The organism is Hydrogenophaga sp. 5NK40-0174 (assembly GCF_040372165.1).
Lineage (GTDB): Bacteria > Pseudomonadota > Gammaproteobacteria > Burkholderiales > Burkholderiaceae_C > Hydrogenophaga.
Map to the genome: position 1 here is coordinate 444,210 of NZ_BAABWG010000002.1, position 16,192 is coordinate 460,401.

The window sequence follows — 16,192 nt, forward strand, 5'->3', positions numbered from 1 at the left end:
GAAGTTCTCAGAGCTTTGACATGCGCTGGACCCAAAGCCTTTTTGCCCGTGTTTTCCTCTTGCAGGTGGCTGTTGCGGTGGTGCTGGCTGTTCTGCTGGCGCTGGTGTTTCTGGTCGGACAGCCACGGGTGATCGCGCGATCCATTGCACCGGTCTGGGCAGAGCAGCTGCGCGCTTCTGCCATGGCCATGGAACACGGCGTCGCACCGGGAACGGAGGTCAAGGCCAGCGTCCATACATCGGTGACCTCCTTTGCCGGACCGCCACCAGCCGATGCCCGGTATTTGCCCAGAAGACCGCTGGCACCGCGTTACCGCGTTGTGTTGCGCGCGTTGCGGGAAGAGGGTGTGATCGTGCAGCAGATTGCCCTGAGCAATGGGGGCGAGGATGGCATTACCTGGTTGCAGGTGTCGCTGCCAGGCCAGCAGCAGCCCCAATGGGTGGGGATCGACGGAGCGCTGGAGGACCCAACCGTGCGGTGGCGCAGCTGGCTGGTCATGGGTGTTGCGGTGTGCGTCTTCTTGCTGGCGGCAGCCTGGCTGAGCCGGCGGGTGGTCCGACCGTTGACGGAGCTTCAGTCTGCCATGGCGCAATACGCAGCCACTGGGCAGGAGCCAGATGGCGTTTCGCCATCTGCGCCGTCCGAAGTGCGTGCCCTGTCTGACCAGTTCGGGCGTTTTGCGAGAGAGCGCAACGAGCGAGATGCGGAGCGAGACACCATGCTGGCTGGCCTCTCTCACGATTTGCGCACACCGCTGGGCCGAATCCGGATGGCAGCAGCGTTGCTGCCCGACACACCTGAAGTGAACAAGCGCCGCGAGAGCATCGAGCGCAATGCCGGCATTGCAGATGCCATGGTCGAGTCCTTTCTGGCGCTCAATCGCTCGGCGGTGGAGCCGTTGGACACTCGAGTGTATTTGCCGGATTTGCTCAAACAGTTGCGCGAGAGCGGAGACCATGACGATGTGCAATGGCACGTTGACGATGGCGTGGAACGTTGGCTCGCCCCTGCGTCCGAGAGCGGGCTGGAGCGAGCGTTGGTCAACCTGCTGGACAATGCGCGCAAGTACGGTCGGGCGCCCATTGAGGTGACACTTCGGCAGGATGTGAAGTCGGTCTGGCTGTCGGTACGAGACCATGGTTCGGGCATCCCGGCAGGTCAGCGGGAGCGCTTGCTTAAACCGTTTTACCGCGGCGCTTCAGACCGGGGCCTGCCGGGTTCAGGACTCGGCCTGGCGATGGTCGAGCGCGTCGCACGTCGCCATGGCGCGAGCTTGGAGCTGGATGACGCGGAGCCGGGTTTGCGGGTGAGTATGCGCTGGCCAGTCGCTGATTTGGTCGACGAGGCCAGACGATCAGCTTAGCCGCCTCCAGCCCCACCAGATGCGCATCGCCGTCGTGATGGCGCACAGGGCTGCGAAGCCGTAGGCCAGTTTGGCGAAGTGCTGTGGCAGCAGGCACATGAGCACAAACACTGTGATGGTTTCCGTGGCCTCTGTCAGGCCGCCGAGAAAGTAAAAACTCTTGTCCGGAAACGCAGTCGAGCTCAACTGGCGCTTCTCCGCTGCGATGGCGAAGGCCAGAAAGCTCGAGCCTGTGCCGATGAAACTGGCCAGCAAAACGGCTGCTGGCAGTCCATTTCGGCCTGGATCAGCCACAGCGAAGGCCAGTGGAATGGCCGCATAGAAAACGAAATCGAGGGTGATGTCCAGAAAGCCGCCACGATCTGTTGGAGTGGTTGCTCGCGCCACGGCTCCGTCCAGGCCATCCATCAGGCGCGAGAACAGCAACAGGCCCATGCCGGTGAGAAACCAGCCCGAAGCAATGGCACCCGCCGCCGCCAGCCCGGAAGTGAAGCCGACCCAAGTCACGGCATCGGCAGAAAGCCCCAAACCTGCAGCTGCGCGTGCCAGACGTGTCATGACCGGCTTGATGCTGCGCTGAATGCGATCATCCATCATGGGTCATCTCCAGCAAACGGTTGGGCTCGGCGATATCTTCCCGGTCGTGCGTGACCAACAGTGCCGGGATATTGCGGGCGCGAACATGCTCAAAGACCAACGCCCGGAACCGGGCTCGCAGGTGCGCATCGAGCCGTGAGAACGGCTCGTCCAGCAGCAGTGCCCTGGGCTGTGCAAGCAATGCACGCATGAGTGCCACCCGTGCTCGCTGCCCTCCCGAGAGCGTGGCGGGGTCACGCGCTCCCATCTCCGCCAGATCGGCTGTCTCCAGCGCTGCTGTGACCTGCGCTTCGCGTTCGCTGCTTTTGCCGGGCGGAATGGCGAACAACAGGTTTTCGCGAACAGTCATGTGGCCAAACAGCATCGGGTCCTGAAACAGCAGGCCAATTCCGCGCCGATGAGGCGCCAGGCCATCCAGGTGCTGGCCGTTCAGTACCACCTCACCTTCGAACTTCAGCGGCCTGCCATCACCTGACATGGCTTCAAGCGTGCCGGCAATGGCCGAAAGGACCGAGCTTTTGCCGCAACCGCTGGGCCCCATCAGTGTCAGCACGTGGCCTGGAGGAACTTCGAAATGCACGTTCTTCACCAGTGCCTGGCGGTCATGTCCAAGGTGTCGTATGTGGACCTGCAGTGTCATGTCGCGGATGCGAACCGGCGTTGGCGTCCCCACCAGGTGGCAAAGGCAAAACCGAGAACGGGGATGGAAAAGAGCAACCAGGCATAGGCGCTGGCCAGGGCGGGTTGTCCGCCGGATGCCAGGGCCACGGCTTCAGTCGTGATCGTATTGTGCCTGCCGGCCCCCAGGTACAGCGTGGGCAGATACTGCGCCACACTGACGGCGAACCCCACAGCGGCACCAGAGGACAGCGAGGCACGCAACAGCGGCCATTTGACCCTGAGCAGGTGTTGCCAAGGCGGCTTGCCCAGTGCCGCTGTCACGGCGGCGTAGCGTCGGTCATAGCCACTGTAGGCGGGACTGAGAGTGAGCAGGACATATGGCAGAACCATCAGCACATGGCCGAGCAATACAGCCAGCCAGTGGCCTTCCATTTGCCAGCGAAGTACGATGTCATAGAGTCCGATCACCCACAGCACAGCAGGCACAGCCAGTGGCGCGTAGAGCAAAGGGCGCGCCCACCGGTCCCACTGGCCAGGCGCCAGCTCGAGCCATGCCATGCACCACAGCAAACTGATCAGGGTCGACGCTCCAGCGAAGGCAAGTGTGGCCCAGATGGTTTGCCTGCTGTCGAAGACGCTGTTCCAGGCGAAACTGCTCCATTGCTGTGGCCATACTTCGGGAAACGGCCACCATCCGGCAGCACTTTGTACGGCGAGAACGCATAGCGCCAGAGCATAGGCGATGGCCAGCGCTGCCATTGGCCAGCCAGGTCTGCTGACGCGTGAGTCGCCATTTCTGCGCAGGCCAGAAGGTGCTCCGACGCCCTGCCGCAACCACACCGACGCAGCCAGTGCTGCCAGTGCGACGACCAGTGACATGGCGCCGGCTGCTGCTGCTCCCATCGCATTGGTTGCCAAACTGGCGTCGCGCAACCAGCCCCAGGCCAGAGCTGCCAGTGTGGGCGGCGATGTCGGGCCGATGACCAGGGCGACATCCACCACCGTGAGCCCATACGTCAGCACGGCCGCCAACGGCCAGAAAAGACGCCTGGCCAACTGCGGCCACACAACCTCATGCCAAGCCTGTTCGCCGCCGTACCCCATGGACATGGCCAAGGCGTGTTCGGCACGCCATTGGCGGGAACGGTCTTCCCGGTACAGCTCTGTTGCAGAAGCAAACATCAGGAACGGTGTTTCCTTGAGGGCGAGTGATGCGATCAGGCCCAGTCCCCATGGGTCTTGCGTGGTGGGCCATGGAGGTGGCAGGTCCAGGCCTGTCGCCCAGGGAGACGCCCAGCGCAGCAGCCAGCCGCTGGGCGCGATGAGCAGGCCAAGACCGATGGCAAATGCTGCGTGCGGCGTGGCGAGCATGGGAGGCAGCCAGTACAGAAGGCGGGAAGTGCTGCGATGCACAAACAATTGCCCCATGATCCAGCGACACGTCAGCCAGGCCAGTGCCGTGGAGGCCAGGCCGGTCCAGAGGCTGAGAGTGAAGGCGCTCCAGAACTGCGGATGGGCGAACAGTGCTTGCCATGCCGCCGCATTGGCCGTGGCCAGCAAGGCTGCGCCCATGCTGACCGCAACGGGAAGGCCTGCTGCCAGAAGCAGTGCACTGGTCAGTAGAAGGCGTGTCGGCCTGGTGGGCATGATCACAGCCCCCGTCCCGTGATTTACTGGCCGTAGCGCTTGACCCAGGCCGTCTCCAGCGCCTCGACCCATGAGGCATGGGGTTCGGGCAGCGTGGGGCCGGGTTTTTCCACGGACCCCGGAGGCAGACTTTGCCCAAAGGCGGAGCGTTCGGCTTTTGGCAAGCGTTCGACTGCCAGGACGGTCGGGTCACCCCAGTACTGGATATCGGCTTTGCGCGCTTGCGCCTGCGGTGAAAGCAGGAAGTTGGCAAATACCTGCGCGCCTTCGGGCGCTTTGGCGTTGAAGGGAATGGCCACAAAGTGGGTGTTGCCTATGGTGCCGCCCGGGAACTGCCAGCTGTAGGTTGTTGGCGCCATGCGGCCCGCCGCGACCTCGCTGGCGGCCTCGTTGGGGTTGAAGGTCAGACCCATGATCAATTCGCCGTTGGCCATCAGGGCGCGCACATCGCTTGCGCTCTTGGTGAACTGCTCGCCTTTGCGCCAGAGGAGCGGGTGAAGTGCGTCCAGAAATGCCCAGAGTTTCGTCGTCTGGGTCTTGAAGATGGCGGGCGTGACGGGCTGGCGAAGTGTCTTCGGGTCTGCTGCCAGCTCATACAAAGCCTGCTTGATGAAGGTGGTGCCATGAAACGACGGAGGCGCCGGATATGTGATGCGCCCGGGCTGGCTCTGCGCCAGATCCATCAGGCCGACGATGCTGTCTGGCGGCGACGGCAGTCGCGCCTTGTCTGCATAAAATGTGAGCTGGGCCATGCCCCAAGGTGCTTCGAGGCCGTCAGTGGATTCAGAAAAGTCGAGGCGTGTGGTCGGCTTGCCTTCCGTGTCTACCCACTTCCAGTTGGGTAGCTGCTCGGCAAACGGGCCGAAGAGCAAACCTTCGCGTTTCATGGCGGCAAAGTTCTCACCGTTGATCCAGATGAGATCCACTGTTCCCTCGCCTGGCCCGCGGCCTGCCGCTTTCTCCGCGCGCACGCGCTTGACCACATCGGCGGCATCCGAGATTTTCACGTGCTCCACCTTGACGCCGTGGGCCTGCTCACAGGCTTTTGCTGCCCACTGGATGTAGGCATTGATCTTGGCATCGCCTGCCCAGGCATTGAAATACACCGTCTGGCCTTTGGCAGCTTGAAGTGTCTTCTCCCAGGTGGGTGCGCCCTTTGCTGCCCATGCTGCACCTGGTAGCACGGCAGCTCCGGCAACAGTCGCCAGGGTTTGCACGAAATCTCTGCGAAGGATGGAGCGGGTCATGTGAGGCTGGTCTCCTGTGACGGTACTTGCGGTCGATGTTTGACGTTGACCCAGAGCTTAATCCATTCGTTCCAGGAACGTATGCGGCGCATCACCGTTGGCGCCAGGCCCGCAGGATCCGGTCGACCGACCATGCACCCGAACCGTACAAGGCGAGTGCTGCCAGCAGAACCCCCCAGGTCACGTGCAGTTGCAGGGCGGCAGGGGCAATGTCTTCCAGGCTGAGGACGGCAACGATGTTGACCACACTCAGGCCAAGTGCTCCGATTCGGCCACCAAGGCCGAGCACCAGCAGCACAGGCAACACCAATTCGCCGGCAGTGCCCATCACCGCAGCGACCGACGGGGACAGCAGTGGCACCTGATACTCATGGGTAAACAGCAGCATCGTGGTTTCCCAGTCGCGGATCTTGGTCAGACCGGCAAGAAAGAACGCGTGTGCGACATAAGCGCGCGCGGCCAGCGCACCCAGGGGCTGCAGGCGGTCGAGGGTGCGGCTGAGCAGGCAAAGGCCGCTTCGGATCAGCCCTGTCGGGCCAGTCATGTCTGCGTTGGTATGAGTGGCGGTAGCGGTGTTCATGTTGTCTCTCCTGTGTGTGGTGTGTGTCAGTGCCGGGGTGTTGAAGAATGCATGGCGAGGCCTCCCGCGGGCGACAGCCCCAGCACCAGCCCATCTGCCACGGCGGCAGACAGCCATTGCGAAAAATCGAAATCCTTGTCTTCGGCGGTGGCAACGGCCAACGCTTCATTCAGGGTGTCTCCTCTTGCCAGCGCTGTCAGGCAGGCAAACTCTGCGGGGCAATGAACAAGTTTCAGCCGTGGCTGCCAGTGCTGGCGCCACAGCAACACATACTCAGTGCCGGTGGCTTCAAGCCGTTGTCGAAGTGCGCTCCAGTCTGGCCTGCTTTCCTGGTGCACCTGCACGACTGAACCCGCAGCGCACGACAGGGCCATTGGCTGGAAGCCTGAGGCCATGAGCAAGGTGTGGCTGTCAGCCGTGCCAGGGTTCTGAGAGAGAAGCGCAAAGGTCTCGGGCGCGGGCGTGGTGTCTGCGTCGAACTGCATGCGATGCAAAGCCCATTCGATGCGCGCCACGTCTTCAAGGTAAGGCAGCTCTTGCAATTGTGTGTCCTGGTCCAGCCAGGCCGGCAGCTCTGCGCCCCAATGGGCCAGATCGCCACGCGTGGGCGGACACGCATGCCAGTGCGCGATGGCCATGGCGGAAAAAGCGACTTCGCCCAATATGCGCTGCACGATGGGGTAGGCCGCGGCGAGTGAGCGGTGCGCGCTGGCATGGGCGTTGGCCCGGTAGGCTTGCAGTCCCCTGCGGCCTTGCGGATGGACCTGAGTTGCCCAGGCGGTATCCGCTTCGCCGGGGTGGACGTCGAATACACAGCGGAGCAGGGCTTGCTGTTGATCAGCCAACGTCATGCCACGGCCTCCTCGAGGCCTAGCGTCTGCAATGCACAAGTGCGAGCAGCCTCAGCCTCTTGCAGCAAGGTCTCAAGTGATGGAATGTCGGTGTCCCATTCGATCAGTGTGGGCACAGCGCCAAAGTGGGCAACGGCCGACTCATAGAGCGACCAGACCGCAGGCTTGACGCGGCTGCCATGGTCGTCGATCACGATGTCGCCGCAGTCGACGTGTCCGGCCAGGTGAATTTCAGCGACCAGGTCGGGCGCAATGCCAAGCAGCCACCGTCTGCACAAGTCCATCGCATTGGTGGACTCATCTCGCTTGTGTTCATTGCATGCATTGACATAGATGTTGTTCACATCTACCAGTAGCTGGCATCCACTGGTCTTGGCCAATGCCGTGAGAAATTCGGTTTCGCTCATGTCGGCTTCTGACCACTGGACATAGGCAGACAGGTTTTCCACCGCGATCGGGCGCCGAAGCCGGTCCTGTACCTGCGTGACATTGCTCGACATGACGGCCAGAGCCTCGCGTGTCATGGGCACTGGAAGCAGGTCGGCCGCATGCACACCGGTGTGATGGAGCAGGCCGCGCGCAAAGCTGGCGTGGTCACTGACGCGGACAGGGTCAATTCGTTCGATGAGGTGGGCGAGCTGCTCCAGGTGCCATGTGTCGATGCCCTCTGTGGAGCCCAGCGAAAGCCCCACACCATGCAAGCTGACGGGATAGTGGGAGCTGCCTTGTTCGAGCACGGACAGTGCAGCACCGCCATGGCCAAAGAAATTCTCGGAATGGACTTCAAGGAAATCCAGCTTTGGCCGCTCGGTGAGCAATTGTTGGTAGTGTGGGTGCCGCCAGCCAATGCCCACTTCCGGCAAGCCGTTCGGTTGTGCTGTGATGATGGTCATGGCTGGCAGCGTCCCTGGAGAATTTCAGTCAGTGTGCGCTGAAGGCTCAGCTCTTCATCTCGGCCTTGGCCTCAGCCTTGGTCAGGCCACCCATTTGCTTGCAGGTGCCTTCGGCCACGTACTTCCATTCGCCCTTGTCGTTGTCGACTTTGGACTGGCCGGCGCAAGAGTGGGTGCCTGCCAGATTGGCGCAATCGTTCTGACCAGCTTTGGCCACCCCATAGCATTTTTCCTTGGCGCCTTCTGCCATCGCAGGCGCGGCTGCCAGCGCGAGAGACATCAGTGAAGCGGCGGCAGTGGCGGTGAAGAGAGTGTTTTGGGCTTTCATGGGTTGAGCTCCTGTTGTGAAGTGATAGTGAAAGTGAATGAATGGTTAAAACTTCGATGGCCGGTGCCGGGAGACCCGTCATGTGTCCGGTTGAGAGTGAGTCGGAGAAGAATCTTTGTTCTTACAGCTCAGGGAAATTTTTTTCGTTCCCGCTTCATCACGGTTCAGATCAGGTCGGCAATATCGTCCCAGGCTTGCGCAGGGATACGCCCCTCGTAGCGACGAACCACGCGTCCTTCCTTGTCGATCAGCAAGGCGGTGGGCAAGTGCTCTGCTGTCGGCTGGAATGACAGAACCTCGGTCCCCGGCCCCCAGATGCTCGGGATGCGCTGGTCTGGTGGCAATGTCGTCGCCGAGACCTGTTCGTACCGCTCCCAGTCGGCGCGTCGCTTGTCGAGGTTGATCCCGACAACGGCAAAGGGCATGCCTTTCCAGCCGGCCGCGTTGGCCCGCAGCTCGGGCAGTTTGTCCAGGCACACGGCACAGTCTGTCGACCAGTAAAGCACCAGCACGACGCGGCCGCGGTACCGAGCAAGGTCCAGCGGTTGGCCGGATGCGGTCACGCCCTTGGCTGCGAAGATCGGTGCCACCTGTGGCGCGGGCCGGGCAGAATCCTGTGCCTGAGCAGAGGGCATGCCTGCGGCAAGCCAGGCCGTGCCCAGAAGCAAGGTCAGAAGCCGGCTTGCCATGCGGCGACGCAGGGCACTGGAGGGAAGCTGGGTGTGGTATTTCATGCCGTTTTGTCCACGCCGCCCGAGATTCCTTACACTTGACGCCTGAAACGGCAGACATATGTCACAGATTTCCCAAGACTTCGAACAACAGTTGGTCGCACTGCGCGACTATTTGCTGCGCTTTGCGCTGCTGCAGCTGCGCAATGAGGCGTGGGCCGAAGATGCGGTCTCTGAGACCATCCTCGCAGCGCTGGCCAAACCGCAGGCCTTCGAGCGCCGGTCCCAGCTCAAGACCTGGCTGGTCGGCATTCTCAAGCACAAGATCGTCGACACCATCCGCCATCGGCAACGGGAGTTGCTGGTCGGTGGCGATGCTTCGGACGATGGCGCTGACCCTCTGGCGCACATGGCATTCAAGTCCGATGGACACTATGCCGAAGCCCCCGCCGACTGGGGAGATCCCGATCAGGATCTTCAGAGCCAGCAGTTTTTTGCCGTTCTGGAGATCTGTACCGAAAAGCTGCCACCCGTCCAGGGCAGACTGTTTCTCATGAGAGAGTGGCTCGAGCTTTCCAGCGAAGAAATCTGTAAGGAACTGTCTCTTACGCCGACCAACCTGTATGTTCAGTTGCACCGGGCGCGCCTGCGCTTGCGTGAATGCCTCGAGCTCAACTGGTTCGCCAACGCCGCCGCATGATGATGATTTCTTATCCGTTTCGCCGAACCTGCAAGGAAGTCTCCGCGCTCCTGATTGCGCGCGAAGACCGTCATCTTGCCTGGCCGGATCGCGTGGCATTGCGGGTGCACATGGCCATGTGTGAAGCCTGCCCCAAGTTTGAGCGGCAGGTCCTGACCATGCGAAATGCCATGCGCCAGTGGCGCAACTACACAGGCGAAGAGCCTGCTCCGGGCGATACCCAGCAGTGAAAAGGGCCGCTTCAGGCGGCCCTTTGGGGTAGAAGAAGAGGGGGCGAGGGTCAGCCCAGCAATGCCTGGGCAAACTCCCGTGCATTGAACGTCTGCAGATCTTCCAGCTGCTCGCCAACGCCGACGAAATACACCGGGACCGGGCGCTCCTGCGCAATGGCACAGATCACACCGCCTTTGGCCGTTCCGTCGAGTTTGGTGATGACCAGTCCGGTGAGATTCAGCGCGTCGTCGAACGCCTTGACCTGGGCCAGTGCGTTCTGGCCGGTGTTGCCGTCGATGACCAACAGCACTTCGTGCGGGCATCCATCTCCGCCTGCCTTGGCAATCGTTCGCTTGATCTTGCGCAGCTCTTCCATCAGGTGCAGCTGCGTGGGCAGGCGGCCGGCTGTGTCGACCAGCACCACATCCCGTCCGCGGGAGCGGCCCGCTGTCACGGCGTCAAAGCTCACTGCGGCCGGATCGCCTCCTTCCTGCGTGACGATCTCTACCGTATTGCGGTTGGCCCATACTGCCAGTTGCTCGCGCGCGGCCGCACGGAAAGTGTCGGCTGCCGCCAGAAGGACAGAAGCGCCCGCTTCGGCCAGGTGCCGGGTGAGCTTGCCAATGGACGTGGTCTTGCCCGCCCCATTGACGCCAGCGACCATGATCACGGTTGGTTTGTGCTCGCCAATGATCAGCCCTTTCTCCAGCGGCTTGAGCATGTCTGTCATGGCCTCAGCCAGGAGCCCCTTGACTGCTGCCGGATCGGTGGCGCGGGCCTCTTTGACCCTGCGGCGCAGGTCGCTGAGCAAGGCTTCGGTGGCCTTGACGCCTGTGTCCGCCATCAGCAGGGCATCTTCCAGCTCCTCGTAAAGGGCTTCGTCGATCTTGGTACCAGTGAAAACGGTGGCGATGCTGCCCCCCGTCTTGCGCAGGCCGGCGCTCAGACGTTTCAACCAGCCTTGCCGAGGAGCGGCCGGCTTGGACGCGGGCTCAGCCGGCACATCCAGTCCACCATCAAGAGGTGCAGCATCAGGAGGCGCTGCTTCTTTGGTTGTCCGGATGGCGGGCGGCGTGTCTGCCTCCGGGGCAGGAGACGGGACCGTCAAGTCAGGCAGGGGTAGAGGTGGCGTTGGCTGGGAAGCGGGCGTCGTCACCTCGCCAACGTCCTGAGGGACTGGGCGGTCAGGCTCAGGCGAGGCGGGCAAGGCCGTCTGCGCAGCCTGGGCGGTTTCAAGCGCGTCTGGTGGCGTTTCGACGGCTTCAGGCGCGACTTCTACCTGATTTTCGGGGGGATTTTTGTCCGCTTTGGCGAACTTCTTACGGAAGAACGAGAACATATGGGAATCTCTAGTATCTTCATGATTCTATGAAAACACGATTCTCCCTCGTCCAGACCCTGATTCCCGCTCCATGGCGCCTGTTGGCTCCAGTGGTTCTTGGGTGCGTTTGTGTTGCGCTGAACGTTCCGTCAGCCCATGCCCGGTCCTCCGAAGGCGACGCAGCGGCTGTAGCGGCTGAAAGCGACGTTCGCCAGTACACACTGGACAACGGCATGACGCTCATCGTCAAGCCCGATCACCGGGCGCCGACCGTGGTCCACATGGTGTGGGTGCGCGTGGGGGCCATGGATGAGGTGGACGGCACCTCGGGCGTGGCCCATGTGCTGGAGCACATGCTGTTCAAAGGCACCAAAACCATGGGACCAGGTGATTACTCCAAGCGCATGGCGGCGCTTGGCGCTCAGGAAAACGCCTTTACCTCTCGCGACACCACTGCCTACCACGCGCAACTGCCTGTCGAGCACCTGGAAACGGTCATGGCGATGGAGGCGGACCGGTTTGCCAACAACCAGTGGGCAGACGAAGAGTTCAAGCGTGAGCTGGAGGTTGTCAAGGAAGAGCGCCGTCAGCGCACGGAAGAGTCACCCCAGGCGCAGATGATCGAACAGTTCTACGCCGCCGCGTTCATGGCCAGCCCTTATCGGCGCCCCATCGTCGGCTGGATGAGCGACCTCGATGCCATGACGCCTGACGATGCGCGCCAGTTCTACCAGCGATGGTATGTGCCGGCCAACGCTGCCGTGGTCATCGTTGGGGATGTTCAGCCTGACGCGGTGCTGGCCCTGGCCAAAAAAACCTATGGCCAGATCCCTGCACGTGCCGTCCCTGTGCGTAAACCGCGGGAGGAGCCGACACAGGAAGGGCCCCGCCGCATCGAACTGCGCGCCGCCACCGAACAGCCCTGGGTTCTGCTCAGCTGGAAGGTGCCGCGCCTGGAGCGGCTGAACAATCTGGACGCCGCCCAGCGCGACACATTGGCCTTGACCATGCTGGCTGCCGTGATGGATGGCTACCCCAGTGCCCGGCTGATTCGCTCGCTGGTGCAAGGCGAGGGCAAGGACAAACGCCTGGCCGACTCCGTCAGTGCCTCGAACGGACTGACAGGGCGCGGACCTCAGCTGTTCACCATGTCCATCATTCCGGCTGCCGGTGTCGACCCTGGCGAGGCAGCACAGGCCTTGAAGGACGAGCTGGCGCGCGTGGCCCGCGATGGTATCGATGCCAAGGAGTTGCAGCGGGTCAAGACCCAGTGGGCGGCATCCGAGGTGTACAAGCGGGATTCCGTCATGGGTCAGGCGCATGAGCTGGGCTCGAACTGGCTCCTGGGTATGGAGCTGGATGCCAGCGAACGCTTGCTGGCACTGCTCAAGACCATCACTCCTGAAGAAGTGCAGTCGGTGGCACAGCGCTATTTCTCCGACGAGACGCTCACCACGGGTGTCTTGCTGCCTGATGCAGACAAGCTGGCGGCCAAGGCCAAAGCGCCCAAGCCTGCCAGCCGTCCGGCCATCCGCCATTGAGGTCGGTTCGGTCGATCGACTTGTTTCCAGATTTGGAAGTCCAGATGTTCTCCTTTGCCTCACTTCAAACTGCTTTTCCACGCTGGCGCCGCCTTTCCGGTTCGGGTCGCCAGTTTGGGTGGTTGCTGGCCTCAGCCATGTCACTGGCGGCGTCGACCGCGCAAGCCGCCATTCCCATCGAGCACTGGACGCACGGATCGGGTGCCAAGGTGTACTTCGTCAACAGCCCGACCATTCCCATGCTCGACGTACAGGTCGATTTCGATGGAGGTACGCGGCGAGACCCCGCTGACAAAGCCGGGCTGGCCGACGTGACTGCAGGCATGCTGTCGTCTGGCGTGAAGGCCTGGAAAGGGCGTGCGGCGCTTGACGAAAACGGATTGAGCGAAGCATGGGTCGACCTGGGGGCCCAGTTCGAAGCCAGCGCGAGTGTGGAGCGATTCACCTTCTCCTTGCGCACACTGACCGACCCCGACCTGCTCTCCCGCTCTGTCAGCCTGGCTGCGCACGAAATGGCAGCGCCCAGTTTCGATGCCAGGATCTGGGCCCGCGACCGCGACCGCATGCGCGCTTCGCTCAGAGAGGCGGAGACCCAGCCCGGCACCCATGCGCAGCGGGCGTTCTTCAGCATCGTGTACCGGGACCACCCGTATTCGCGCTATGCCACCGAGGCATCGCTGGACGCCATCACTCCGGCTGACATGGAAGGCTTTTACGCCCGTCACGTGGTGCCTTGCCGTGCCAAGGTCACGCTGGTAGGTGCCATCGACCGCGCCAAGGCCGACACCATCGTGGGTGAGCTCATGGGCGCGATCGGCGGTCAAGCCTGCGCGCCTCTGTCCGCAGTGGCCGAAGTGCAGGCACTGGAAAAGGCCGAAGCCGTGCGCATGCCGTTTCAGGCCGCACAGGCGCAGATTTTTGTTGGCCAGCCAGGCATCAAACGCGACGACCCGGATTTCCTGCCGCTGTACGTGGGCAATTACATCCTGGGCGGGGGTGGTTTTGTCTCCCGCCTCATGAAGGCTGTTCGAGAAGAGCGAGGGTTGAGCTACAGCGTCTACAGCTATTTCCCCGCTGGTCTGCATGCCGGCGCTTTCCGCGTCGGTCTGACCACACGCCCTGATCAGGCCAAAGAGGCTCTCAAGGTATCCCAGGACGTGGTGGCGGAGTTTGTGGACAAGGGGCCGACAGCCCAAGAGCTGGAGGCCGCCAAGTCCTTTCTGGTCAACGGGTTCGCCTTGCGCATCGACAGCAACCGAAAACTGCTGGGCAATGTGGCCAATATTGCCTGGTATGACCTCCCCCTGAACCACCTGGACACCTGGGTCGAGAGCATACAGGCCGTCAGCCTGCAGCAGATACACGATGCTTTTCAGCGCAAACTGCAGCCTGGAAAAATGGCCACTGTGGTGGTGGGCGGGGTCGCAGATTGATGGCCAAGGGCAAATCCAGAACCCAAGCTCGAGCGAGTTCGTCTGCTTCGCGCCCAACGGCAAGCGCTGCGCAAGAAGTGCGCATCATTGGCGGGCAGTGGAAGCGCAGCAAGCTTGATGTGCCAGACAGACCCGGTCTGCGGCCGACGCCATCGCGCGTTCGGGAAACCCTGTTCAACTGGCTGGGGCAAGACCTTTCCGGCTGGCGTTGCGTCGATGCCTTTGCCGGCACGGGCGCCCTGGGGCTTGAAGCCGCCTCTCGCGGCTCTGACGCGGTCGAGCTGATCGAGCAAGACCCTGAACTTGTGCGAGGGCTCAGGCAGGCGGTGGAGCGCCTCAAGGCGTCGGACCGTGTCAGTGTGAAGGCTGGGGACGGTTTGAGTGCGCTCAAGGCCATGCCTGCCGGGTCAGTGGACCTGGTGTTCCTGGATCCGCCATTTGGTGGCGACGCTGGCAATGACGCCGTCTCCCTTGCTGCGCTGGCGGCAGCCCGGCATGCCATCCATGGGGAGGGCTGGGTCTATCTGGAGGCACCCCGTGCCTGGAGCGAGCCAGAGCTGGCCGACGCGGGCTATGCCCTCTATCGCAGTGGCAAAGCAGGGCAAGTGGCCTTTCACCTTCTCCAGTGCACAAGTATTTGAGAGGCCAGTGCCTGTCGCATAATTGAGTCATGAGCAGTTCCACCAACCAGCGCCGTGTTGCTGTTTACAGCGGTACCTTTGACCCATTGACCCTGGGGCACGAGGATATCCTGCGCCGTGCTTCCGTGTTGTTTGACGAGGTGGTGTTGGCGGTGGCCAGGGCCCACCACAAGAACACGCGCTTCTCCCTGCAGGAGCGAATGGACATGGCTCGCGAAGCAGTCAAGGACTGGGGCGGCAATGTCCGGGTCGAGCCCTTCGATGGCCTGATCATGGACTTTTGCCGGGCGCAGGGCGCAGTGGCTGTGGTTCGCGGCATCCGCAACATGAGCGATTTCGATTACGAAGTGCAGATGGCCGCCATGAACCGCAAGCTCAACCCCGCTGTTGAAACGGTATTTCTGGTGCCCCAGGCCGAGCTTCAGTGCATTTCCAGTACATTGGTCCGTGAGATCTCCAAGCTCGGCGGCGATGTCTCAGAGATGGTCAGCCCGGCCATCAAGGCCGCGTTGGGCCACAGACCTCTGCAGGCCTGACAGGCGTGGCGCTTGCCGCGGCCCTGCAAATGATTCACCTTAGCCTGTTTCTCGCCCGTTTGCTGCACCTGGAGTTGACCCCGACATGGCCCTGATGATCACCGACGAATGCATCAATTGCGATGTGTGCGAGCCGGAGTGCCCGAATCAGGCCATTTCCATGGGGCCTGATTTCTACATCATCGACCCCGAGCGATGCACGGAATGTGTGGGGCACTTTGACGAGCCCCAATGCGTTCAGGTGTGTCCCGTGGAGTGCATTCCGGTCAACCCGGAGCGTGTCGAGACGCCAGAGCAACTCCAGGCCAAGTACGAGCGATTGCAGGCCACAGCAGGCTGAGACTGGCTCTCAGTCCTGGGACGGGTCCTGTGCCTGCTTGGCGTCCGGTGTCTGGCGTGGTGGCTTCGGTCTCGGTGGTTTGCTGGTGTGTATCACCGAGGTGGCCTTGGCCGTGTCGCCCGCGATCAGGTCGTCAAGCGCTTTCAGACCACGATCCATGGCTTGATCGATCGCAATCCGGTCGTCCAGCGGGGGCTTTCTCAGCACCCAGTTGGCCACCTCACTCTTGTTGCCCGGATGGCCTATGCCCAGGCGCAGGCGCCAGTAGTCTCCGCTGCCCAGCTGTGCATGGATGTCGCGCAAGCCGTTGTGGCCAGCATGTCCGCCGCCCTTTTTGAGTTTGGCCTCTCCGGGTGGCAGATCCAGTTCGTCGTGGACCACCAGAATTTCCTCGGGGGCAATCTTGAAGAATCGAGCCAGCGGTGCCACAGATTGTCCTGAACGGTTCATGTAGGTCTGGGGCATGAGCAGCCACAACGGGTTGCCCGCAACACTGGTTCGTGCCATCAATCCCTTGTAGTTCCGGTCCATCTGGGGCATGACGCCGAGCTGTCGGGCGACGGCATCCACCCACCAGAAGCCGGCGTTGTGGCGTGTCTGTTCGTATTCGGGGCCGGGGTTGCCCAGGCCAACGATGAGCTTGATCATGCAGGCATTATCGACAATCT

At 62.2% G+C, this 16,192-nt stretch carries 19 protein-coding genes; 8 read left to right on the top strand and 11 right to left on the bottom strand.

Annotated elements, in window-relative coordinates:
* Nucleotides 1-20: 20 nt before the first annotated feature.
* Nucleotides 21-1,364 carry a sensor histidine kinase gene (locus ABWV89_RS07745; protein ID WP_353395654.1) on the top strand — a complete coding sequence of 448 codons (1,344 nt, stop codon included), beginning with the start codon at nt 21-23 and terminating at the stop codon, nt 1,362-1,364.
* Here ABWV89_RS07745 and ABWV89_RS07750 read toward each other — a convergent pair.
* The 9 genes from ABWV89_RS07750 to ABWV89_RS07790 form a co-directional block, all read right to left on the bottom strand.
* Entirely contained in the window at nt 1,356-1,961 is a 606-nt protein-coding gene (locus tag ABWV89_RS07750; RefSeq protein WP_353395655.1) for a CDP-alcohol phosphatidyltransferase family protein, read from the bottom strand. The two genes, ABWV89_RS07745 and ABWV89_RS07750, sit on opposite strands and share 9 nt — an antisense overlap.
* The gene (locus ABWV89_RS07755; protein ID WP_353395656.1) at nt 1,951-2,601 is read right to left on the bottom strand and encodes an ATP-binding cassette domain-containing protein; all 651 of its coding nucleotides are present in this window, start codon (nt 2,599-2,601) and stop codon (nt 1,951-1,953) included. The genes ABWV89_RS07750 and ABWV89_RS07755 overlap by 11 nt, the downstream gene beginning before the upstream one ends.
* Nucleotides 2,598-4,229: an ABC transporter permease gene (locus ABWV89_RS07760; RefSeq protein ID WP_353395657.1), complete on the bottom strand. Its 1,632-nt coding sequence runs from the start codon at nt 4,227-4,229 to the stop codon at nt 2,598-2,600. Before ABWV89_RS07760 ends, ABWV89_RS07755 begins: the two co-directional genes overlap by 4 nt.
* A gap of 23 nt (nt 4,230-4,252) precedes the next feature.
* Complete coding sequence (locus tag ABWV89_RS07765) at nt 4,253-5,476, bottom strand: ABC transporter substrate-binding protein (RefSeq protein ID WP_353395658.1); 1,224 nt, start codon at nt 5,474-5,476, stop codon at nt 4,253-4,255.
* 91 nt (nt 5,477-5,567) lie between these two features.
* Nucleotides 5,568-6,056, bottom strand: coding sequence for a DoxX family protein (locus ABWV89_RS07770; protein ID WP_353395659.1), 489 nt, complete (start codon nt 6,054-6,056; stop codon nt 5,568-5,570).
* 26 nt (nt 6,057-6,082) lie between these two features.
* Nucleotides 6,083-6,907 (bottom strand): HvfC/BufC family peptide modification chaperone, encoded by an 825-nt coding sequence (locus ABWV89_RS07775; RefSeq protein WP_353395660.1) that lies wholly within the window; start codon nt 6,905-6,907, stop codon nt 6,083-6,085.
* On the bottom strand, nt 6,904-7,800 hold the full coding sequence (bufB, locus tag ABWV89_RS07780; protein WP_353395661.1) for an MNIO family bufferin maturase: 897 nt from the start codon (nt 7,798-7,800) through the stop codon (nt 6,904-6,906). Before bufB ends, ABWV89_RS07775 begins: the two co-directional genes overlap by 4 nt.
* Before the next feature lie 46 nt (nt 7,801-7,846).
* Nucleotides 7,847-8,128, bottom strand: a complete 282-nt coding sequence (locus tag ABWV89_RS07785) for a BufA1 family periplasmic bufferin-type metallophore (RefSeq protein WP_502903170.1) — start codon at nt 8,126-8,128, stop codon at nt 7,847-7,849.
* 164 nt (nt 8,129-8,292) lie between these two features.
* On the bottom strand, nt 8,293-8,862 hold the full coding sequence (locus tag ABWV89_RS07790; protein WP_353395662.1) for a TlpA family protein disulfide reductase: 570 nt from the start codon (nt 8,860-8,862) through the stop codon (nt 8,293-8,295).
* 58 nt (nt 8,863-8,920) lie between these two features.
* Here ABWV89_RS07790 and ABWV89_RS07795 point away from each other — a divergent pair, with 58 nt between their 5' ends.
* On the top strand, nt 8,921-9,499 hold the full coding sequence (locus ABWV89_RS07795; protein WP_353395664.1) for a sigma-70 family RNA polymerase sigma factor: 579 nt from the start codon (nt 8,921-8,923) through the stop codon (nt 9,497-9,499).
* Nucleotides 9,496-9,729, top strand: a complete 234-nt coding sequence (locus ABWV89_RS07800; RefSeq protein WP_353395665.1) for a zf-HC2 domain-containing protein — start codon at nt 9,496-9,498, stop codon at nt 9,727-9,729. The genes ABWV89_RS07795 and ABWV89_RS07800 overlap by 4 nt, the downstream gene beginning before the upstream one ends.
* 50 nt (nt 9,730-9,779) lie before the next feature.
* On the opposite strand, the gene ftsY is transcribed toward ABWV89_RS07800, so the two are convergent.
* Entirely contained in the window at nt 9,780-11,051 is a 1,272-nt protein-coding gene (gene ftsY, locus ABWV89_RS07805; RefSeq protein ID WP_353395666.1) for a signal recognition particle-docking protein FtsY, read from the bottom strand.
* 29 nt (nt 11,052-11,080) lie between these two features.
* On the opposite strand from ftsY, the gene ABWV89_RS07810 reads away from it, so the two are divergent.
* From ABWV89_RS07810 to ABWV89_RS07830, 5 genes are all read left to right on the top strand, one after another.
* Nucleotides 11,081-12,574, top strand: coding sequence for a M16 family metallopeptidase (locus tag ABWV89_RS07810; RefSeq protein ID WP_353395667.1), 1,494 nt, complete (start codon nt 11,081-11,083; stop codon nt 12,572-12,574).
* A gap of 44 nt (nt 12,575-12,618) precedes the next feature.
* The gene (locus ABWV89_RS07815; protein WP_353395668.1) at nt 12,619-14,007 is read left to right on the top strand and encodes a M16 family metallopeptidase; all 1,389 of its coding nucleotides are present in this window, start codon (nt 12,619-12,621) and stop codon (nt 14,005-14,007) included.
* Nucleotides 14,007-14,648, top strand: coding sequence for a 16S rRNA (guanine(966)-N(2))-methyltransferase RsmD (rsmD, locus tag ABWV89_RS07820; protein ID WP_353395669.1), 642 nt, complete (start codon nt 14,007-14,009; stop codon nt 14,646-14,648). The genes ABWV89_RS07815 and rsmD overlap by 1 nt, the downstream gene beginning before the upstream one ends.
* Nucleotides 14,649-14,677: 29 nt before the next feature.
* The gene (gene coaD, locus ABWV89_RS07825) at nt 14,678-15,184 is read left to right on the top strand and encodes a pantetheine-phosphate adenylyltransferase (RefSeq protein WP_353395670.1); all 507 of its coding nucleotides are present in this window, start codon (nt 14,678-14,680) and stop codon (nt 15,182-15,184) included.
* Between the two features lie 85 nt (nt 15,185-15,269).
* A complete protein-coding gene (locus tag ABWV89_RS07830; RefSeq protein ID WP_353395672.1) occupies nt 15,270-15,524 on the top strand; it encodes a YfhL family 4Fe-4S dicluster ferredoxin in 255 nt (84 codons plus the stop codon).
* A gap of 9 nt (nt 15,525-15,533) precedes the next feature.
* On the opposite strand, the gene pth is transcribed toward ABWV89_RS07830, so the two are convergent.
* Nucleotides 15,534-16,172, bottom strand: a complete 639-nt coding sequence (pth, locus tag ABWV89_RS07835) for an aminoacyl-tRNA hydrolase (protein WP_353395673.1) — start codon at nt 16,170-16,172, stop codon at nt 15,534-15,536.
* Nucleotides 16,173-16,192: the final 20 nt, after the last annotated feature.